Annotated in this window: 21 protein-coding genes and 4 tRNA genes; 15 read left to right on the top strand and 10 right to left on the bottom strand. The window is 66.4% G+C overall.

Going from position 1 to position 19,722, the window contains the following annotated elements; translation table 11 throughout:
* Both U5A56_RS02240 and U5A56_RS02235 read right to left on the bottom strand, forming a co-directional pair.
* Complete coding sequence (locus U5A56_RS02240; RefSeq protein ID WP_321920836.1) at positions 1-1,128, bottom strand: exonuclease domain-containing protein; 1,128 nt, start codon at positions 1,126-1,128, stop codon at positions 1-3.
* A 161-nt stretch (positions 1,129-1,289) separates the two neighbouring features.
* On the bottom strand, positions 1,290-1,493 hold the full coding sequence (locus tag U5A56_RS02235) for a cold-shock protein (RefSeq protein WP_006476615.1): 204 nt from the start codon (positions 1,491-1,493) through the stop codon (positions 1,290-1,292).
* Between the two features lie 392 nt (positions 1,494-1,885).
* On the opposite strand from U5A56_RS02235, the gene U5A56_RS02230 reads away from it, so the two are divergent.
* Both U5A56_RS02230 and U5A56_RS02225 read left to right on the top strand, forming a co-directional pair.
* Positions 1,886-2,155, top strand: coding sequence for a hypothetical protein (locus tag U5A56_RS02230; RefSeq protein ID WP_044848537.1), 270 nt, complete (start codon positions 1,886-1,888; stop codon positions 2,153-2,155).
* Positions 2,156-2,663: 508 nt separating this feature from the next.
* A complete protein-coding gene (locus U5A56_RS02225) occupies positions 2,664-3,806 on the top strand; it encodes a porin (RefSeq protein WP_044848536.1) in 1,143 nt (380 codons plus the stop codon).
* A 108-nt stretch (positions 3,807-3,914) separates the two neighbouring features.
* On the opposite strand, the gene greB is transcribed toward U5A56_RS02225, so the two are convergent.
* Positions 3,915-4,478 (bottom strand): transcription elongation factor GreB, encoded by a 564-nt coding sequence (gene greB, locus U5A56_RS02220; protein WP_044848535.1) that lies wholly within the window; start codon positions 4,476-4,478, stop codon positions 3,915-3,917.
* A 131-nt stretch (positions 4,479-4,609) separates the two neighbouring features.
* Between greB and U5A56_RS02215 the strand changes: the two genes are divergently transcribed.
* The 3 genes from U5A56_RS02215 (at position 4,610) to U5A56_RS02205 (ending at position 4,968) form a co-directional block, all read left to right on the top strand.
* Positions 4,610-4,686 (top strand) — tRNA-Arg (locus U5A56_RS02215).
* Between the two features lie 67 nt (positions 4,687-4,753).
* Positions 4,754-4,830: transfer RNA gene (locus tag U5A56_RS02210), tRNA-Arg, on the top strand.
* A gap of 61 nt (positions 4,831-4,891) precedes the next feature.
* Positions 4,892-4,968: transfer RNA gene (locus U5A56_RS02205), tRNA-Arg, on the top strand.
* 196 nt (positions 4,969-5,164) lie between these two features.
* Here U5A56_RS02205 and U5A56_RS02200 read toward each other — a convergent pair.
* The 4 genes from U5A56_RS02200 to U5A56_RS02185 all read right to left on the bottom strand — a co-directional run bounded on the left by U5A56_RS02200 (position 5,165) and on the right by U5A56_RS02185 (position 9,461).
* On the bottom strand, positions 5,165-7,531 hold the full coding sequence (locus U5A56_RS02200; RefSeq protein ID WP_044848534.1) for a RelA/SpoT family protein: 2,367 nt from the start codon (positions 7,529-7,531) through the stop codon (positions 5,165-5,167).
* Positions 7,532-7,594: 63 nt separating this feature from the next.
* Complete coding sequence (gene rpoZ / locus U5A56_RS02195) at positions 7,595-7,798, bottom strand: DNA-directed RNA polymerase subunit omega (RefSeq protein WP_044848533.1); 204 nt, start codon at positions 7,796-7,798, stop codon at positions 7,595-7,597.
* Positions 7,799-7,856: 58 nt separating this feature from the next.
* Positions 7,857-8,531, bottom strand: coding sequence for a guanylate kinase (gmk, locus tag U5A56_RS02190; RefSeq protein WP_044848532.1), 675 nt, complete (start codon positions 8,529-8,531; stop codon positions 7,857-7,859).
* A 6-nt stretch (positions 8,532-8,537) separates the two neighbouring features.
* Positions 8,538-9,461, bottom strand: a complete 924-nt coding sequence (locus U5A56_RS02185) for a YicC/YloC family endoribonuclease (RefSeq protein ID WP_044848531.1) — start codon at positions 9,459-9,461, stop codon at positions 8,538-8,540.
* A 175-nt stretch (positions 9,462-9,636) separates the two neighbouring features.
* On the opposite strand from U5A56_RS02185, the gene rph reads away from it, so the two are divergent.
* The 9 genes from rph to U5A56_RS02140 all read left to right on the top strand — a co-directional run bounded on the left by rph (position 9,637) and on the right by U5A56_RS02140 (position 15,996).
* Entirely contained in the window at positions 9,637-10,377 is a 741-nt protein-coding gene (gene rph / locus U5A56_RS02180; protein WP_124487793.1) for a ribonuclease PH, read from the top strand.
* Positions 10,370-10,999, top strand: a complete 630-nt coding sequence (rdgB, locus tag U5A56_RS02175) for an RdgB/HAM1 family non-canonical purine NTP pyrophosphatase (RefSeq protein WP_124487792.1) — start codon at positions 10,370-10,372, stop codon at positions 10,997-10,999. Before rph ends, rdgB begins: the two co-directional genes overlap by 8 nt.
* Positions 11,000-11,033: 34 nt before the next feature.
* Complete coding sequence (hemW, locus tag U5A56_RS02170; protein ID WP_321920835.1) at positions 11,034-12,248, top strand: radical SAM family heme chaperone HemW; 1,215 nt, start codon at positions 11,034-11,036, stop codon at positions 12,246-12,248.
* A gap of 42 nt (positions 12,249-12,290) precedes the next feature.
* Positions 12,291-12,378, top strand: a tRNA-Ser gene (locus tag U5A56_RS02165).
* A 153-nt stretch (positions 12,379-12,531) separates the two neighbouring features.
* Positions 12,532-12,933: a hypothetical protein gene (locus U5A56_RS02160; protein WP_044848554.1), complete on the top strand. Its 402-nt coding sequence runs from the start codon at positions 12,532-12,534 to the stop codon at positions 12,931-12,933.
* A 161-nt stretch (positions 12,934-13,094) separates the two neighbouring features.
* Positions 13,095-13,388, top strand: a complete 294-nt coding sequence (locus U5A56_RS02155) for a hypothetical protein (RefSeq protein WP_044848553.1) — start codon at positions 13,095-13,097, stop codon at positions 13,386-13,388.
* 235 nt (positions 13,389-13,623) lie between these two features.
* Positions 13,624-14,115 (top strand): energy transducer TonB, encoded by a 492-nt coding sequence (locus U5A56_RS02150; protein ID WP_044848527.1) that lies wholly within the window; start codon positions 13,624-13,626, stop codon positions 14,113-14,115.
* 287 nt (positions 14,116-14,402) lie between these two features.
* Complete coding sequence (locus tag U5A56_RS02145; protein ID WP_321920834.1) at positions 14,403-15,713, top strand: MFS transporter; 1,311 nt, start codon at positions 14,403-14,405, stop codon at positions 15,711-15,713.
* 103 nt (positions 15,714-15,816) lie between these two features.
* Positions 15,817-15,996, top strand: coding sequence for a hypothetical protein (locus U5A56_RS02140; protein WP_044849275.1), 180 nt, complete (start codon positions 15,817-15,819; stop codon positions 15,994-15,996).
* Positions 15,997-16,052: 56 nt separating this feature from the next.
* On the opposite strand, the gene waaC is transcribed toward U5A56_RS02140, so the two are convergent.
* Positions 16,053-17,051: a lipopolysaccharide heptosyltransferase I gene (gene waaC, locus U5A56_RS02135; protein WP_321920833.1), complete on the bottom strand. Its 999-nt coding sequence runs from the start codon at positions 17,049-17,051 to the stop codon at positions 16,053-16,055.
* Between the two features lie 180 nt (positions 17,052-17,231).
* On the opposite strand from waaC, the gene U5A56_RS02130 reads away from it, so the two are divergent.
* Positions 17,232-18,785 (top strand): chloride channel protein, encoded by a 1,554-nt coding sequence (locus U5A56_RS02130; protein ID WP_321920832.1) that lies wholly within the window; start codon positions 17,232-17,234, stop codon positions 18,783-18,785.
* Positions 18,786-18,901: 116 nt separating this feature from the next.
* Here the strand turns inward: U5A56_RS02130 and U5A56_RS02125 are convergent, their stop codons facing one another.
* Positions 18,902-19,303, bottom strand: a complete 402-nt coding sequence (locus U5A56_RS02125) for a YXWGXW repeat-containing protein (RefSeq protein ID WP_321920831.1) — start codon at positions 19,301-19,303, stop codon at positions 18,902-18,904.
* A 157-nt stretch (positions 19,304-19,460) separates the two neighbouring features.
* Positions 19,461-19,715: a cell division topological specificity factor MinE gene (gene minE / locus U5A56_RS02120; RefSeq protein WP_006486661.1), complete on the bottom strand. Its 255-nt coding sequence runs from the start codon at positions 19,713-19,715 to the stop codon at positions 19,461-19,463.
* Positions 19,716-19,722: the final 7 nt, after the last annotated feature.

Below are 19,722 nucleotides of genomic sequence, written 5' to 3'. Positions count from 1 at the left end.
TCAGTCGGCAGGCGTAAGTGCCGCGAGCGGAATGAGTTGCAGGCCGCGCGCGAGATGCGTCTGCAGAAGACGATGGGTATGGGGTTCGAACGCGCCGTCCGCGCCGTCGGCCACGAGCCGCACGGCCGCGTCGAGCGATTCGGCCGTACCGAGGTAGCGCCAGCCGTCGATCACATGAAACAGGCGGCGCTCGCCGCTCGCTTCGAAAGCGACCGCACCGTCGAACGGCCAGGGCGCATTGCCCGCACGGGCGTGATCGGCTGCGGGACGCCGGTTGTATGACGGACGCAGGCGGGCGATCCACTGCGCTTCGGCGAGCATCGCGCCTAGTTCGTTGCCGGTCTCCCGCCACTCGACCCGCCGTACCTGCTGCGCGATCCGCATTTCCTTCGACGAGCGCCGCTCGCCGGTCAGCAGCGCGCGCAAGCGCTGCCGCACGCGCACGCTGCGGCCGACATACAGCGCTTGGTCGTCCTCCCCGAACAGCGCGTACGCGCCGCATCCGGCCGGCGCGGTATCGAGCCACGCTTCGGTCATGCCGCCCGCGAGACGGAAGTGGCGCGTCGTACGCGCAATCTGGTCGCGCAGACGCTCGAGCGGCACGATCTCGTGCAATTGCCGCCAGAACTGCCAAAGCAGATCGGCATCCGCGAGTGCCCGGTGGCGGGCGAATGGAACGAGGCCATGCCGCTCGATCAGCGCATCGAGTCCGTGCCGCGCCTCGCGCGGAAACAGCGCGCGCGACAGGCGCACCGTGCACAGCACGTCCGGATTGAACGCGATGCCGGCGCGCTCGAATTCGGCGCGCAGGAAGCCACGGTCGAAGCTCGCGTTGTGCGCGACGAACAGCTTGCCGTCGAGCCGCTCGAACAGCGCGGGCGCGAACGACGCAAACGACGGCGCGTCGCGCACCATCTCGTCGGAAATGCCCGTCAGCTGCTGGATGAACGGCGGAATCGACTGTCCCGGATTGACCAGCGTCGTCCATGTCGATACGCCGAGCGGACCGAGTTCGACCACGCCGATTTCAGTGATGCGGTGCTCGGCGGACGAGCCGCCGGTGGTTTCGAGGTCGACGAAGACGAGCGGCTGGTCGCAGGCGGGATCGGACGGGCGGGAATCGGACATGAAAAGACGGGGGAAACGATGCTTTCGTGAGTATGCACCGGCAGGCGTGTTCGCGACCAGTCCGAACCCGAATCGATTCGCCGGCCGCCGGTTTTCGTGCCCCGGAAAGCAAAAAGCCCCCGCGATGCGGGGGCCGGACGTGATCGGCGAAGCGTGGCGCGTCAGACCGCCTGGATATTCGCTGCCTGCTTGCCTTTCGGCCCGACTTTCACGTCAAAGGAAACGCGCTGGTTTTCCTTCAGCGTTTTGAAGCCGTCCATCCGGATTTCGGAAAAGTGCGCAAACAAATCTTCGCCGCCATTGTCGGACGTAATAAAGCCGAAACCTTTAGCATCGTTAAACCATTTTACGATACCGGTATCCATACCTTCGTTCCCCACTCGTTTAGATCAAAAAAGCTACTGTTATAGCCGCTTCCCGAAATCCCGCAACGGCGCGCCGACACTCCCCCCAGCGCTCCGCCCGGGGACGGAGTGCTGACTTTATAAATTGGACAATCCGGGTGCGTCAAGGGAATTTTTAGGGCTTTCTTTATCAAAAAACGCTAATGCCACTGGAATCGGTACACGATCGCCTTTTATTAATTGATTCGCATCAAGAACCTGTCAATATTACCGGGATCGGATCGCCAATAATCGAAATCGTGAAAAACATACCGGGGACGAATCGCTTCGGTAAATTCCTCGGGTTTTTTCCGGGTTGCGGAAAACGGGGGACGTTGCGATGCTGGTGCAAAGGCAATGGGAAGGAGAAGGCCATGTGGCTGGACGGATTCAAGCGCTTCGCGAGCCGGCTTGCACGCGTACGCCGCAAGTCCCGCGCGCTGGCCGAGACCCGTGAAGCGCCGTGCGACACCGAGTTCGACCCGACCTGGCACGGCGATCATTGGCAGAACCTGCTGGCGTCACCGCTGGACGCCCGTCACTACGTAATGGAAGACTGGACGTACACGCCGCCGCAGGCCGAAGCCGACGACACGCAGCCGACCGGCAAGCGCAAGCGCAAACGGCGCTCGTACGCGCAGTAGGGATCGGAACGACAGGGCAAAAAAAAGCGCGACTGGGAAGTCGCGCCGACAAAGGTTTGGAGATCTTTTCCGTCAACGAAAAAGTCTGCTTCGGAAAGCAGAGATCGCAGTATAGCGAGAGAACATCCTTTCATTATCCATGCCCCGCACAAACCTCTATTGCCGATGTGTCAATAATCGCGCTAGGCCTGCTCTCGCCCGTCATTGATCGCCTGTCGCGATCGCGCAACGCCCGCGACACCCGATACGCAGTCCTGATTGCTTTTTTTGCGTGCTGCATTGCCGCAAAGTCTTGATGGCCGGGCCTCTCGGCGCATATGCTGATTCTTGCCGGATTCAAAATACAGTATTGCGGGAAGCAATTTTCTTCTACGCCCGGACCGATCCGTACACTGCAAATGGATATCCGACGAGGGTGCCGCGCCCAATGCGCACGGCGTCGCCAGCCTGCGACGCCGCCGATGCCCGTAGCAGGTTCGATCGACATCATCCTGTTTGGAGACAGATCATGAAAAAGACCCTGATCGTCGCGGCATTGGCGGGCGCGTACGCCACCGGCGCCCATGCGCAAAGCGCCGTCACGCTGTACGGCCTGATCGACGCCGGCATCACCTACACGAACAACCAGGGTGGTCACAGCGCGTGGCAGGAGACGAGCGGCTCGATCAACGGCAGCCGCTGGGGCCTGCGCGGCACCGAGGATCTCGGCGGCGGCCTGAAGGCGATCTTCACGCTGGAAAACGGCTTCGGCATCAATAACGGTTCACTCAAGCAGAACGGCCGCGAATTCGGCCGCCAGGCGTTCGTCGGGCTCGCGCACGAGAGCTACGGCTCGCTCACGCTCGGCCGCCAGTACGACAGCGTCGTCGATTTCCTCGGCCCGCTGTCGCTGACCGGCACCCAGTACGGCGGCACGCAGTTCGCGCACCCGTTCGACAACGACAACCTGAACAACTCGTTCCGGATCAACAACGCGGTCAAGTACCAGAGCGCGAACTACGGCGGCCTGAAATTCGGTGCGCTGTACGGCTTCTCGAATTCCAGCAATTTCTCGAACAACCGCGCGTACAGCGTCGGCGCGTCGTACAGCTACATGGGCTTCAACGTCGCGGCCGCGTACATGCAGCTGAACAACAACGTCAACGCGCTGGCGCTCGCGGCCAGCGACCCGGGCGCGGTAGCCGGCGACTGGACGTTCGGGGCCAGCCGTCAGCGCACCTGGGGCGCGGGCCTCAACTACGCGTTCGGGCCCGCGACGGCCGGCTTCGTGTTCACGCAGACACGCCTGACCGATTCGGCCAGGATCAGCGCCGGGCAGTCCGGCGTGTCGGGCGGCATCCCGCTCATCGGCGGCACGCGCTTCAACAATTACGAAGTGAACGGCCGCTACGCGCTGACGCCGGCGTTCTCGCTCGCCGGCTCGTACACGTACACCGACAGCCGCCTCGACGGCCAGACGCCGAGCTGGCACCAGTTCAACCTGCAGGCCGACTATGCGCTGTCGAAGCGCACCGACCTGTACCTGCAGGGCGAATACCAGCGGGTCAATGCGGACGGCCTGGCGATCGGCGCGAACATCAACGGGCTCGGCACCGCGTCGTCCACCAACAAGCAAATCGCCGTCACGGCCGGCATGCGCCATCGCTTCTGAGCGATGCGCGTGAGCCCGGTCGTTCGGCCAGGACCGTCATGACGAAGCGCCCCACCCGGGGCGCTCGTTCGCTTCAGCGCTGCACCGCACGCATGCGCCGCGCCATGCTCACGCGCTGCCCGACGCCGGATAGCGAACGTCGAGCACGTCGATCGGCTGGGGACCGGCCGGCGTCATCAGCGTAACGGTATCGCCGATCTTCGCCTTGATGAGCGCCCGCGCGACCGGCGAGATCCAGCTGACGCAACCGCGATCGAGATCGACCTCGTCGATCCCGACGATGGTAACGGTATGATCCTCGCCGTCCGGCGTCGCGTAATCGACGGTCGCGCCGAAAAACACCTGGTCGACGTTCTCCTGGCGGCTCGCGTCGACGACTTCGGCGAGATCGAGCCGCTTCGTCAGGAAGCGGATCCGGCGGTCGATCTCGCGCAGCCGCCGCTTGCCGTAGATGTAGTCGCCGTTCTCCGACCGGTCGCCGTTCGACGCGGCCCACGACACCAGCCGCACGACCTCGGGACGCTCGACGTCGATCAGGTTCAGGAGCTCGTCCCTGAGCCGCTTGTGGCCGGCCGGGGTGATGTAATTCTTCGTGCCCGCCGGAATCGCGGGCTGACTCGGGTCGAGATCGTCGTCGTCGCCGTCCGACTCTTTGACAAACGCCTTGTTCATGATGCAGATTCAACACATGGATGACTGATGCTTCAAGGGTACACGAAGGCGGCCTTCCCAAGATCGGGTGACATTTTTTGCGAATAAGGCTTCCCTTTTTATACAACCCTGCTATACTTCCGCTTCTGCGTGCGGCTGTAGCTCAGTTGGATAGAGTACTTGGCTACGAACCAAGGGGTCGTGGGTTCGAATCCTGCCAGCCGCGCCACCTTTTTCGAGGGCCTTCCCAACCGAAGGCCCTTTCAGTTCGATGTTGTAGCGTTTTGTTGTTGCGTGCGGCTGTAGCTCAGTTGGATAGAGTACTTGGCTACGAACCAAGGGGTCGTGGGTTCGAATCCTGCCAGCCGCGCCACCTTTTTGGGAACCTTCCCACCGTAGAAGGTTCCGACAGTTGAAGTAGTACCGCTTTGCGTGCGGCTGTAGCTCAGTTGGATAGAGTACTTGGCTACGAACCAAGGGGTCGTGGGTTCGAATCCTGCCAGCCGCGCCACCTCAGAAGGGCCTTCCTCCGGGAAGGCCCTTTTTTCTTTTCCGCTTCCCCTCTTCGCCTCTCCTCCTCTTCCCGGCAACACCGATCGCGCCCGAATCGTGCGGGAGCTGCCGCCACACAACGCCAAGCCCACATCACAAACGAAAACGGCGGCCCGTGGCCGCCGTCTCATTCCGCTGCATCGCAACGCGCAGCGTCAGTAATCCTGCCGCTCGCGCTCGATGCGCATGCCGCCGTCATGACGCGCGTGCACGCTGTCGTCGGTCGAGCGCTCGCGCATGATCCGCATCACGTCCGGATTGGTCCGCACGCGCCGCATCACGTTCGCGAGATGCACGCGATCGCTCACCTGGATCACGAAGCGCAGCACCGTCGATTCGTGCGTCAGATCCTCGTCCATCGCGATGTGAACGATGTTCGCGTCCGCCGACGTGATATCCGCCGCGACGCGCGCGAAGATGCCCTTCGTATTCTTCACGAGCGCCTTCACCGCGACGTCGAACAGACGACCGGGCTGCGGCGCCCATTCGACGTCGATCCAGCGACCCGGGTCGCGGCGATGGATGCGCTGCGCGACGCGGCAATCCGTCGTATGAATCGCCATCCCGAGACCGATGCCGATATAGCCCATGATCGCGTCGCCCGGAATCGGCCGGCAGCACGCCGACAGCTGCACGGACATCCCTTCGGTGCCGGTAATCACGACCGGCGGCGCATTGTGCGCGGGGTGCCGCTCGGACTTCGGCAGATCGTCGTCCGCATCGCGGCCGCTCATCAGCACCTCGATGCGCTTGGCCATCACCGCGGCGACGCGGCGGCCGAGGCCGATGTCCGCGAAGATTTCCTGGCGGCTCTTGTTGCCCGTCCACTGGACGAGCTTCTCCCACACTTCCGGCCCCACATCGGCCAGCGCGAGCCCGTAACCCTTCAGGCTCTGGTCGACGAGCCGCTCGCCGAGCTGCACCGACTCGTTCAGGCGCATCGTCTTCAGGTAGTGACGAATCGCCGAACGCGCCTTGCCGGTGCGCACGAAGCCGAGCCATGCGGGGTTCGGCTTCGAATACGGCGCGGTGATCACCTCGACGATGTCGCCGCTCTTCAGCTCGGTACGCAGCGGCAGCAACTCGTTGTTGATCTTCACGGCCACGCACTGGTTGCCGAGATCGCTGTGGATCGAATACGCGAAATCGAGCGCCGTCGCGCCGCGCGGCAGCGCCATGATCTTCGACTTCGGCGTGAACACGTAGACCGCATCCGGGAACAGGTCGATCTTCACGTGTTCGAGGAACTCGCTCGAATCGCCGGCTTCGCTCTGGATGTCGAGCAGCGACTTCAGCCACTGGTGCGCGCGCTTCTGCACGTCGTTCAGGTCCGCGCCGCCGTTCTTGTACAGCCAGTGCGCGGCCACGCCGGCCTCGGCGATCTCGTGCATCTTGCGCGTGCGCACCTGGAACTCGATCGGCGCGCCGAACGGGCCGACGAGCGTCGTGTGCAGCGACTGATAGCCGTTGATCTTCGGGATCGCGATGTAGTCCTTGAACTTGCCGGGCACGGGCTTGTACAGCGCGTGCAGCGCGCCGATGCACGTGTAGCAGTCGAGCGGGCTCTCGACGACGACGCGAAAGCCGTACACGTCGAGCACCTGCGAGAACGACAGCTGCTTGTCGCGCATCTTGCGATAGATGCTGTAGATCGTCTTTTCGCGGCCGGTGATCTCGGCGTCGAGCTTCGCGTCGCCCATCGCGCGCTGGGCGGCCTCGAGGATCTTGCTGATCACTTCGCGGCGGTTGCCGCGCGCGGCCTTCACGGCCTTCTCGAGCGTCGCGTAGCGATGCGGGTTGAAGTTCGCGAAGCTCATGTCCTGCAGCTCGCGATACGTGTTGTTCAACCCGAGGCGGTGCGCGATCGGCGCATAGATGTCGAGCGTCTCGCGGGCGACGCGGCGGCGCTTTTCCATCGGCACCGCGCCGAGCGTGCGCATGTTGTGCAGACGGTCGGCGAGCTTGACGAGGATGACGCGCACGTCGCGCGCCATCGCGAGCAGCATCTTGCGGAAGTTTTCCGCCTGCGCTTCCTCGCGGCTGCGGAACTCCATCTTGTCGAGCTTCGACAGGCCGTCGACCAGTTCGGCGACCTTCGGGCCGAACCGTTCGGCCAGCTCGCTCTTGGTCACGCCCTGGTCTTCCATCACGTCGTGCAGCAGCGCCGCCATCACGGCTTGCGCGTCGAGCTTCCAGCCGGCGCAGATTTCCGCGACGGCGACGGGATGGGTGATGTAGGGTTCGCCGCTCTGGCGATATTGACCGAGGTGGGCTTCGTCGCTGAAATGGAACGCCGCCTTGACCTCTTTGATTTCTTCCGGAGGGAGATACTCCGCAAGCACGCCCGTCAGTTTCGCGATCGAAACGACGCCGTGCTTGCGCGGCTGCTCCGGCGTGGCGGTCGGCCCGAACAGGTGCCGAAAGGACTGTTCGAGGACCGCGTCGATGTACTGGCGCGCAGGCGACTGGGCCGTGGCTTCGGTGGTCGAATCCGCGGAGGCGGACGATGGGGTGGTGCTCATATTCGCCTCCAGGTCGAGTCGTTGCGCGCGTGGACTACATGGCTGGAACGGGCCGGATGCGCGTTACACCGGCACCTTCTTCAGCATCTCGACGCCGACCTGGCCGGAGGCGATCTCGCGCAGCGCGACGACGGTCGGCTTGTCGCGACTCTCGATCTTCGGCGTATGGCCTTGCGCGAGCTGCCGCGCGCGGTAGGTGGCGGCGAGCGCCAGTTCGAAGCGGTTGGGGATTTGCTTCAGGCAGTCTTCGACGGTAATGCGAGCCATGTTGGAAATTCCTTCTGAATATAGTCGTTATTCTACCTTATGTCCCTCTACCCTCGCGTCATTCCGCGTGGGGCAGATGGATGCCGAGCTCGATGAACAGCTCCGCGTGTCGCGCGTACTGCGAAGCAAAGCGCAGGCGCGTGGCCGCGACGATGCATTCGAGTTCGGCGAGCGCACGATCGAAATTCTCGTTGATCACGACGTATTCCGCTTCCGACGCGTGCGCGATCTCGCTGCCGGCAGCCAGCAGGCGCCGCGTGATCACGTTCGGCTCGTCCTGGCCGCGCTTCTTCAGACGTTCCTCGAGCGCATCGAGCGACGGCGGCAGGATGAAGATGCCGACCGCGTTGCGGAACTGCTTCTTCACCTGTTGCGCGCCCTGCCAGTCGATCTCGAGCAGCACGTCGTGGCCGTTCATCATCTGCTCTTCGATCCAGACGCGCGACGTGCCGTAATAGTTGCCGTGCACTTCCGCGCTCTCGAGGAATTCGTGCGCGGCGTGGCGCGCGCGGAAATCCTCGACGCTCGTGAAGTGATAGTGCTGGCCGTCCTGCTCGCCCGGGCGCGGCTTGCGCGTCGTGTACGAAATCGACAGGCAGATGTCGCTGTCCTTCGACAGCAGCGCGTTCACGAGCGTCGACTTGCCGGCACCCGACGGCGCGATGACCATGAACAGGTTGCCGGGATAGACGCCCGCGTGAAGCGTATGTGCGTCGTGAGTGGGGTGGATCATCTTGCTTTACTCCAGGTTTTGCACTTGCTCACGCATCTGCTCGATCAACAGCTTGAGCGCCATCGATGCGTCGGCGAGTTCCTTCGCCGCCGCCTTCGAGCCGAGCGTGTTTGCTTCGCGATTCAGTTCCTGCATCATGAAGTCGAGACGCTTGCCGACGCGGCCGCCCTTCTCGATCACGTGACGCGTTTCGTTCAGGTGCGCGGTGAGTCGCGACAGCTCTTCCGCGATGTCGATCCGGATGCCGTACATCGTCACTTCCTGACGAATGCGTTCCGCGGCTTCCTCGCGCGTGACGATCGGCGCGCTGCCTTCGGGCGCCGCGATGCCGAGCGCTTCCTGCAGCCGCTCGACGATCTTCTGCTGATGCTTCGCGATCAGCTCAGGCACGAGCGGCGTGATGCGCGCGACGATCGCTTCCATTTCGGTGACGTTCGACAGCAGCATCGTCGCCAGCTGCGCGCCTTCGCGCGAACGCACGACGACGAGCTCGCCGATCGCTTCCTTGCCGCACGCGAGCACCGCGTCGCGGATCGCTTCGGCCGACACGCCGCTCTCGGCGATCACGCCCGGCCAGCGCAGGATCTCGCCCGCGCGCAGGCGGCCGACGCCCGGGAACGAATCGAGCACCGCGCGCTCGAGATCGGCCAGCTGGCCGAGCGCCGACTGGTTCAGCGCGCCCGCGCCGATGCTCTGCTCGCCGCGCTGCAGGTTGATGCGCACGTCGACCTTGCCGCGCGACAGCTTGTTCATCAGCATTTCGCGCAGCGCGGGTTCGCACGCGCGCACATCGTCCGGCATGCGGAAATTCAGGTCGAGGAAGCGCGAGTTCACGGTGCGCAGTTCGACCGACACGCTGGTGCCGCCGTTGCCGGTGGCCGTCGCGAGTTCGCGCGTCGCGCTCGCATAGCCCGTCATGCTGTAGATCATGGTTCGTCTCGCCGTCTGGGTGCCCTTCACGGGCGGGAATATGTCGAGGCGCCCGGCGCATTGCAAGGCGCGGGGCGGGAAGCGCGCATTATCCCATTTTTGCGCCCCACCCCGCCGGGCACGCCTGCCGTTCGGCGCTAAAATCGGGGTTTCCTCTTCCGTCCACGATTCCCCCATGACGTCTTCCCTGTCCCGCCCGAGCGGCCGCCGCGCCGACGAACTGCGCAAGGTCGCCCTCACGCGCCACTACACGAAACACGCCGAAGGCTCGGTACTCGTCGAATTCGGCGATACCAAGGTGATCTGCACCGCGAGCGTCGCCGAGCGCGTGCCCGAATTCCTGCGCGATCGCGGCCAGGGCTGGCTGACGGCCGAATACGGGATGCTGCCGCGCGCGACGCACACGCGCAGCGACCGTGAAGCGGCGCGCGGCAAGCAGACGGGCCGCACGCAGGAAATTCAGCGCCTGATCGGCCGTGCGCTGCGCGCGGTGTTCGATCTGGAGGCGCTCGGCCCGCGCACGATCCACATCGACTGCGACGTGATCCAGGCCGACGGCGGCACGCGCACGGCCAGCATCACCGGCGCCTTCGTCGCCGCGCACGACGCCGTGTCGAAGCTGATCGCGGCCGGCAAGCTCGCGCGCTCGCCGATCACCGACCACGTCGCCGCGATCTCGGTCGGCGTGTACGAAGGCGCGCCCGTGCTCGATCTCGACTACGCCGAAGATTCGCAGTGCGATACCGACATGAACGTCGTGATGACGGGCGCCGGCGGCTTCGTCGAAGTCCAGGGCACCGCCGAAGGCGTGCCGTTCTCGCGCGCCGAGATGAACGCGCTGCTCGACCTCGCGCAAAACGGGATCGGCCAGCTCGTGCAGCTGCAGAAGGACGTGCTGGGCGCCGGCCATGTCTGATGATCGCACCCTCGCGCCGCTGTCGCGCATCGTGCTCGCGTCGAACAACGCCGGCAAGCTGCGCGAATTCACCGCGCTGTTCTCGACGGTCGGCATCGAGATCGTGCCGCAGGGCGACCTGGCCGTGCCCGAGGCGGAAGAACCGTTCGGCACGTTCATCGAGAATGCGCTGACGAAAGCGCGGCACGCGTCGCGGCTCACCGGCCTGCCGGCGATCGCCGACGATTCGGGGCTGTGCGTGCGCGCGCTGCGCGGCGCACCGGGCGTCTATTCGGCGCGCTACGCGCAGCGCGCGGGCGGCGCCAAGGGCGACGCGGCCAACAATGCGTACCTCGTCGAGCAGCTGCGCGGCGTCGCAGACCGACGCGCATACTATTGCTGCGTGCTCGCGCTGGTGCGCCACGCGGACGATCCCGAACCGCTGTTCGCCGAAGGTCGCTGGGTGGGCGAGATCGTCGACACGCCGCGCGGCGAGCACGGATTCGGCTACGACCCGTATTTCCACCTGCCGTCGCTCGGCGCGACGGCGGCCGAACTCGAGCCGGCCGTGAAGAACACGCACAGCCATCGCGCGCTCGCGCTGAAGGCGCTGCTCGCGCGGCTCGCGGAGGAACCGGCATGATCGTCTTCGTCACGCATTCGCAACCGGAGGCCGCATGAGCCAGGCGGCGGAAACCGGCGCGCGCGTCGTCACGACCTTCACGTCGCCCGGGCAGGTACGGCTCACGTCGCTGCCGCCGCTCGCGCTGTACGTGCATTTTCCGTGGTGCGTGCGCAAGTGCCCGTACTGCGATTTCAACTCGCACGAGTGGAAAGGCGAGCGGTTTCCGGAAACCGAGTACCTCGATGCGCTGCGCGCCGATCTCGAACAGGCGCTGCCGCTCGTCTGGGGCCGGCAGGTGCATACGGTGTTCATCGGCGGCGGCACGCCGAGCCTGCTGTCCGCGGCCGGCCTCGACCGGCTGCTGTCCGACGTGCGCGCGCTGCTGCCGCTCGATGCCGACGCCGAGATCACGCTCGAGGCGAACCCGGGCACGTTCGAGGCCGCGAAGTTCGCGCAGTTCCGCGCGAGCGGCGTGAACCGCCTGTCGGTCGGCATCCAGAGCTTCAACGAAGGCCATCTGAAAGCGCTCGGCCGCATTCACGACACCGCGCAGGCGCGCGCGGCCGTCGAGATCGCCGCGAAGACGTTCGACAACTTCAACCTCGACCTGATGTTCGCGCTGCCGAACCAGACGCTCGACGAATGCCGGGCCGACATCGAGACCGCGCTGTCGTACGCGCCGCCGCATCTGTCGCTGTATCACCTGACGCTCGAGCCGAACACGCTGTTCGCGAAGTTTCCGCCCGCGGTACCCGACGACGACGCGTCGGCCGACATGCAGGAATGGATCCACGCGCGCACGGCCGAGGCCGGCTACGACCGCTACGAAGTGTCGGCGTACGCGAAGCCGAATCATCAGTGCAAGCACAACCTGAACTACTGGCGCTTCGGCGACTATCTCGGGATCGGCGCGGGCGCGCACACGAAGCTGTCGTTCCCGAACCGGATCCTGCGGCAGGCACGCTACAAGCATCCGGCCACCTTCATCGAACAGGCGATGGCCGGCACGCCGGTGCAGGAAGAGCGTGAAGTCGGGGCGCGCGACCTGCCGTTCGAGTTCATGCTGAACACGCTGCGGCTCGTCGAGGGCTTCCCGGTGCACAGCTTCGTCGAACGCACGGGTTTGCCGATCGGCACGATCGAGCCGGCACTGAAGGAAGCGGAACGACGCGGGCTGATCACGCGCGATTTCGCGCAGATCGCGCCGACGCCGCTCGGCCAGCGTTTCCTCAACGACTTGCAGGAATTGTTCCTGCGTGACGATTGAAGCGGAACGAGGCGGCATTTCGGTTACAATGCCGCCTCGTGTGGAAGCGTGGCCGAGCGGTTTAAGGCACCGGTCTTGAAAACCGGCGACGGGAAACTGTCCGTGAGTTCGAATCTCACCGCTTCCGCCAGGAAGTTCGCCCAACCCCGTCCATTCATCGAATGACGGGGTTTTTGTTTGTCCGCGGCGCGCCGCGCACGCTGCCCGCCTCCGCCTGCCGACGCATCTCGCCCGATGCCGTTACAATCCGGCGCTCCGATTCGCGAAACGGGAAATCCACGTCATGAAGCCCTTCATCGCCTCGTCGCTCGTCGCCCTGCTGGCCGCCGTCGGCACGCACGCAGCGGCCGCCGATTCCGCCTCCGGCACCGACGCGCAAACACCGTCGTGCGCGATCGCGTACGTGAAGGGCGTCGGCGGCTCGCCGCGCGGCCTGCGCGAATATCTCGCGAGCCCGACGCCGTACAACTACCTGAAGGAAAACGAGCTCCAGTGCAAGGTATCGGATGACGGACGCGCGACGAACTGCACCGGCGTGACCTACATCCGCAACGAGCAGGTCAGCGTGTACGACGATTCCGACCCGGCGACGCTGACGGTCGTCGCGCCGGTGGAACTCGAGCACGGCCAGAAGTATCCGGTGATCCTCGTGGTGCAGCGCAAGGACGCGCGCTGCACGCGGTAACACGCACCGCCTGCGGCACGCTCGACGTCGCCGCAGGCGACGCGCGCAGCCCTCACGGGCCGGGCCGCCATCGCCTAGAATTCGATCAGCACGGCGACACGACCGCCGCCGCGATTCGATGCCGCCCGCACCATCCGTGCGTGCGGCACACGGAGACCGCCATGACCGAACTGTCGACAGCGCCCGATCACGTCGATTACGAAGGCTTCGAGATCCATGTGGTGCCGGGCCTCGTCCCCGGCAGCGACGCGCGCTACACCTACACCGGCTATGTCTGCCATCCGGGCGTGAACCCCGCGCTGCCGGATCATGCCGTGCCGTTCCATGCGGACGGCGAAGAAAGCTTCGCGAGCGTCGAGGAAGCGGTGCATGAAGCCGTGCACATCGGCAAGACCATCATCGACGGCACGCATCCGGACCTGTCCGTTCTATCGCTCGTGACACACGGCTACTGAGCCGGTCGAGCACGCCGCTGCCGTTGCGTCCGGCACGCGCCGCGCGTGCGCAATCGTCGTGCCCGCATGGTCACGTGTCATGTCACATCGCGCCGCGATGCGCGCCGGAAGCCCCGCCGAATCGCCATCCTCCGCGAATCGGCACATCGCGCTTCGCGTGCTATGCGTTTGTCCCGATAACGCGCCGCGCGCAGACGCCTATCATTTTTTTATCGTCACCCTCCGGCACTCCCCCATGCCTTCTCTTCCCTGCCCGGGCGTCGACCGGCTGCGCATTGCCGCGCTGGTCGCCGCCGTCATGCTTGCCGCCTGCACGATCACACCGCCCCCGTCGCTGCGCTCGATCCTGACGATTCCGTCGGTCATCCGCAGCGCGAATCGCGACCAGTACCGCGTGGAAGTCGCGCAGTGCGTCGCCGAGCACAATCCGTCCGCCGTGTCGCACGGGATGCCGCAGGCGATGCTGCGCTCGCTCGTCGTCGTCGCGTTCACCGTCGATCGCAGCGGCCAGCTCGTCAACGCATCCGTCTATCGCAGCAACGGCGACAGTGAAGCGGAAGCGCTCGCGCTCGCGTCGCTGCGCCGCTCGGCGCCACTGCCGCCACCGCCGTCGAAACTGCTGGACGGCAATGGCCGGCTCGAGATGATGGAAGGCTGGCTGTTCAACGACGACGGCCACTTCCAGTTGCAAAGCACCGCATCCGCGCAGGCGCAATCGATCGACTGAGCCCGCGCCCGCCCGCGATTGCCGCCATGTCGCGGCGCTGGCTATAATTTTCCGCAATCGCGCGGCCACCCTCCCGCGCGCGTTCGCGCGCCGCACCCGGCGTGCGAGCCGACCACGCCGGCACCGGGCGGCGGCGACCTATCCGTCTCCATCGTCGACCGGCGGGTGACGTCCGCGCCACGCCGCGCGTCCACGCCGCCGCCTCATCCGCTCGGCCGCTCCCGGCAGGCGTCCGCCTGCCCGAGCGCTCACCCGGCCGACCGCCCAACGACAAAACGGAGACATCCATGTCCGCATCTCCCCCGGCCGTTGCACACGCAACCGGTTCGGCCGGCGCCGTCAGCCACCGGCGCATCGTGTTCGCGAGCTTCATCGGCACCGCGATCGAGTTCTACGACTTCTACGTGTACGCGACCGCCGCGGCACTCGTCATCGGCCCCGTGTTCTTTCCGCACGGCTCCGCGACCGCACAGGCGCTGTCCGCATTCGTCACGTTCGGCATCGCGTTCATCGCGCGGCCGATCGGCTCGTTCCTGTTCGGCCACTTCGGCGACCGCATCGGCCGCAAATCGACGCTCGTCGCGTCGCTGCTCGTGATGGGCGTGTCCACCACCGCGATCGGCTTCGTGCCCGGCTACGACACGATCGGTGCGCTCGCACCGGTGCTGCTGTGCGTGCTGCGCTTCGGCCAGGGGATCGGCCTCGGCGGCGAATGGGGCGGTGCGGCGCTGCTCGCGACCGAGCACGCGCCGCAAGGCAAGCGCGGCTGGTTCGGGATGTTCCCGCAGCTGGGCCCGTCGGTGGGCTTCCTGATGTCGAACGGGTTGTTCTTCGCGCTCGCGCTGTCGCTGTCCGACGAACAATTCCGCAGCTGGGGCTGGCGCATCCCGTTCCTCGTCAGCGCGGTGCTCGTCGCGCTCGGCCTGTACGTGCGGCTGAAGATCACCGAGACACCGGCGTTCCAAGCCGCACTCGAGCGCAACGAGCGCGTGCGCGTGCCGGTCGCGACGCTCGTCTCGCAACACTGGCAGCCGACGCTGCTCGGCGCGCTCGCGATGGTGGTCTGCTACACGCTGTTCTATATCTCGACGGTGTTCTCGCTGTCGTACGGCGTGTCGACGCTGCATATTCCGCGCCAGAGCTTTCTCGGCCTGCTGTGCTTCGCGGTCGTGTTCATGGGGCTCGCGACGCCGCTGTCGGCGTGGGCCTCCGACCGCTTCGGCCGCAGGCCGGTGCTGGTCGTCGGCGCGATCGCCGCGCTGTTGTCCGGCTTCGCGATGGAGCCGCTGCTCGGCAGCGGCTCGATGCCGCTCGTCGCGTTGTTTTTGACGCTGGAGCTGTTCCTGATGGGTGTGACGTTCGCGCCGATGGGCGCGCTGCTGCCCGAATTGTTCCCGACCAACGTGCGCTATACGGGCGCGGGCGTCGCGTACAACCTCGGCGGGATCCTCGGCGCGTCGATCGCGCCGTACATCGCGCAGCTGCTCGCCGCGCGCGGCGGCCTGTCGTGGGTCGGCGGCTACGTGTCGGTTGCGGCGGCAATCAGCCTGGTCGGCGTGCTGCTGATGCGCGAAACCCGCGACGCATCGCTCGTCTGAGCCCTCGGGGCGCCCCGGGTTGTGCGGCGGGGGCCGCCGCTTACGTTCGATCCGGGGGCGCCGTCACGCACCCCGGGCTCCCTCCGCTGAAGGAGCCGCCGCAATGGACCTCCGCCTCGACAACGCCGACCTCGTCCTGATCCTGGCGCTCGCGCCGGGTGGCGCCCTGCTGCTCGCGGCGCGCTTCCGGCCGAAAACCTGGCGCGGCCTCCTGTTCGAGGTGCTTCTCGCCAACCTGGCCGCCGTCGCCGCGGTGATGACGGTCGAAGCGCTGCTCGCCTGAACGCGCGGCCCGCTTCCCCCGGGCCGGTTCATGCCAATAGCGGGCTCGCGCTGGCCCTAGGCCGTCAGCCGGTCACGCAGCGCGCCATAGGCCGGCCCGACCGCATCGATCGCATCGAGTGCCTGCGCAACCGACGGCGGCGCGCCCGGTTCGCCGATCGACAGCGCGTTCGGCGCGCCGCCGATGCCGCAATGGTGACGCGACGTCGCGACGAAAATCATCACGGTCGGCCGCTGCAGCGCGTGCGCCATATGCACGAACCCGGTATCGACGCCCACCACGAGCGCGGCCCGGCCGATGGCCGCACCCAGTTCGCGCACCGACATCGCCGGCAGCACGATCGCGCCCGACGCACGCGCGGCAATGTCCTGCGCAGCGTCGTGTTCGGCTGCCGATCCCCACGGCACCAGCACGCGCACGCCGCGCGCCATCATCCGCGTAGCCAGCGCGGCCCAGTGGTCGGCGGGCCATTGCTTGTCCGGATTGGACGTGGCGTGAAACAGCAGCATGAACGGCGCGCCGTCGGTCACGGCGGGCGGCAGGTTCGCATCCTGCGGCGGGACGATCCCATAAGCGGCGCTGCCCTCGGGGACATAGCCGAGCGCCTCGCCGGCGCTCACGCGCATCCCGTGCCACGCGTCGCAGTCCGGCCGCGGGCCGAAGCGATGCGAGTAGGCGAGGCGGGCACCCGCCTCGCCGAGATCCTGAGTCTGATAGCCGACGCGGCGCGCGGCACGCGCGAGTGCCGAGATGATCGCGCTCTTGTAGACGCCGTGCAGGTCGATGACCGCATCGTAGCGGTGCGCGCGCAGCGCGCCGATCGACGCCGAGATCGCCTTCAGGTCGCCGCCGTTCCGGAGCTTCTTGAACCGCCGCAACGGCGCGCAAAGCACCTTGCTCACACCCGGATGCCAGCGCACGACCTCGGCGCACGATTCGTCGACGGCCCAGTCGACCGTTACGCCCGGAAAGGCACGGTGGAGGTCCGCGACGACAGGCAGCGTCTGGACGACGTCGCCGAGCGACGTCACTTTCACGATGAGGATGCGTTTCACTTTTCTTATGATGAATGGGGTGGGCCGGCCATTTGGTGATGCTAACGACGGTTGCCGCGTTGATACATTACGTCGACATTACATTTGCAACAAAGTGCGACGCTTGGGTGAGGATTTGTCGAGCCCCGGCTGCATCAGGTTCTTTTTATAATGCGCTCTTTGCCCTCCCGGCTTCCGCCGATGCAACGCCCCGCCCTTCCTGCCCTGCTTTCCGGGTTGTTTCCCGCCCTCACCCGCCGCTCGCTGCGGATCTGGCGCCAGTACGGCGTGTTCTGGCTCGGCGCGATCGCCGTAGGCCTCGCGGCCGTGCTGTACGCGCGGCTGATCGACTGGGGCTACGACACGTTCCGCACGATGCGCGACCACGCCGCGTGGCTGCCGCTGCTGCTGACGCCGTCGATCGCCGCCGCGTCGGCATGGCTCACGCGCCGCTTCTTCCGCGGCGCCGAGGGCAGCGGGATCCCGCAGGTCATTGCGACGCTGCATGCGAGCCCGGGCGCGTTCGGCGCGCGGCTGCTGACCCTGCGCATCCTGTTCGGCAAAGTCCTGATCTCGTTCATGGGCATTCTCGGCGGCTTCACGATCGGACGCGAAGGCCCGACCGTGCAGGTCGGCGCGGCGCTGATGTTCAACCTGCGGCGCTTCTACCCGCGCTCGAACGCGCAGATCGAACGACAGCTCGTACTCGCCGGCGCGGCGGCCGGCCTGTCGGCCGCGTTCAATACGCCGCTCGCCGGGATCGTGTTCGCGATCGAGGAGCTGACCCGCAGCTTCTCCGCCCGCGCAAGCGGCGTGCTGATCACCGCGATCATCCTCGCCGGTGTCGTCGCGCTGGGCCTGAACGGCAACTACACGTACTTCGGCACGATCGACGCCGGCCAGCATTTCCCGAAGATGCTCGCCGTCGCCGTGCTCGTCACCGCGCTCGTGACCGGCGTCGCGGGCGGCCTCTTCAGCTGGCTGCTGCTCAATACCGGGCGCTGGCCGCCCGCGCGCCTGCTCGGCCTGTATCGCGAGCGCCCGATCGCGTTCGCGGCGCTGTGCGGTTTCGTGATCGCCGTCGTCGGCCTCGTGTCGGGCGGGACGACGTTCGGCAGCGGCTATGCCGAGGCGCGCGGCCTGCTCGACGGCCATGAACGGCTGTCGGTGCTCTATCCGTTCCTGAAGATGGTGTCGATGGTCGCGTCGTACCTGCCGGGCATTCCGGGCGGGATCTTCGCGCCGTCGCTGTCGATCGGCGCCGGGTTCGGCAACCTGCTGCACCTCGTGTTCGGCGACATGAGCCTGCCGATGCTGATCGCGCTCGCGATGGTCGGCTACCTCGCGGCGGTCACGCAGTCGCCGATCACGTCGTTCGTGATCGTGATGGAGATGATCAACGGTCACGCGCTCGTGATTTCGCTGATGGCGACCGCGCTGGTGTCGAGCCGGATGGCGCGCTTCTTCGCGCCGCCGCTCTACGAAACACTCGCGCAGCGCTATCTCGCGCCGCCCGCGGCCGCCGCTGAACCCGCCGCGGCGCCGGCGGTTGCGGCCGGCGTCGTCGAGCCGCAGGACGCGGCCGCCGCGCCCGCCGATCCGCTCGACACGCTGCGCGAACGGGACGGTGGCGAGCCGCAGGCCCCGGCGGCCGGCAACGCCGCCACGCACACGCCCGCGACGTCGCACGACGACGGACCGTCCGCTTCCGGCACGAGCGGCCCGGCGCAGACGGGCCCGCGTACCCCTCAGTAGATCACCACCGGGGCGGGCCGATAGTAGACGGGCCGCGCCGGCACAACGATACAGCCGGCGAGCGTGATCGCGACGAGCACAATGGCAAGGGCGGTTCGTTTCATCGCGCGCTTCCGTCAGGCCCAATGTCCGCGCGTCCAGAACCAGTTCGGGCCGCGCTGATCCCAGTGGCCCGGCACCCAGTGCATGCCGATACGCTCGGTTTCCCAGCGGCCGCCGATCCAGACGTAGCGGCCATGATCCCAGTGCCAGTGACCGCGCTCCCACACATAGCCGACGCGTGCGTCGGGCACGACCTCGTAGCGCACCGGCGGCGGCGCGTTCGGCGCGACGACGACGATTTCCTCGGCGGGCGCGGCCACCGGTTCGGCGACGAGCATCCGGCCCGACTGCACCATCACCGGCGTACCGACGAGGATTTCGTCGGCGCGTGCGGCGAGCGGCGCGGCGACGGCGGACAGGCCCGCGGCGAACAGCGCGAGCGAAACGATACGGCGTTGAACGGTAGAGACAGCCATCACAACCTCCTGATTGACGAATGACGCGAGCGTATTCGTTCAATGCGGGAGATCGACCAACGGCCGACAGACGCCGTGTTACGGCGCGCCCGAAAGTGCAACAGGGCGTAAGACGCGCACGGCGGCAGGCGCCACCGTGCGGGGGGACGGACAGCGGTCAGGCTTGCGGAATCTCGATCTTCACTTCGAGGACTTCGAGATCGTCCTGGCGCTCGAGGCTCACGCGGATGTCATCGTTCGAAATATGGACGTACTTCGAGATGACCGCGACCAGCTCCTTCTGCAGCGCCGGCAGGTAATCGGCCGGCGGCCGGCCGCCGACCCGCTCGTGCGCGATGATGAGCTGCAGGCGCTCCTTCGCGACCGATGCGGACTTCTTCTTCTCGCCGAGGAGAAACGAAAGGATGGACATGGGCGGC

Source organism: Burkholderia sp. BCC1998 (assembly GCF_905339875.1).
GTDB lineage: Bacteria > Pseudomonadota > Gammaproteobacteria > Burkholderiales > Burkholderiaceae > Burkholderia.
The sequence above is the reverse complement of the archived record's forward strand: the minus strand, read 5'-3'. Positions and strand labels throughout refer to the sequence as shown.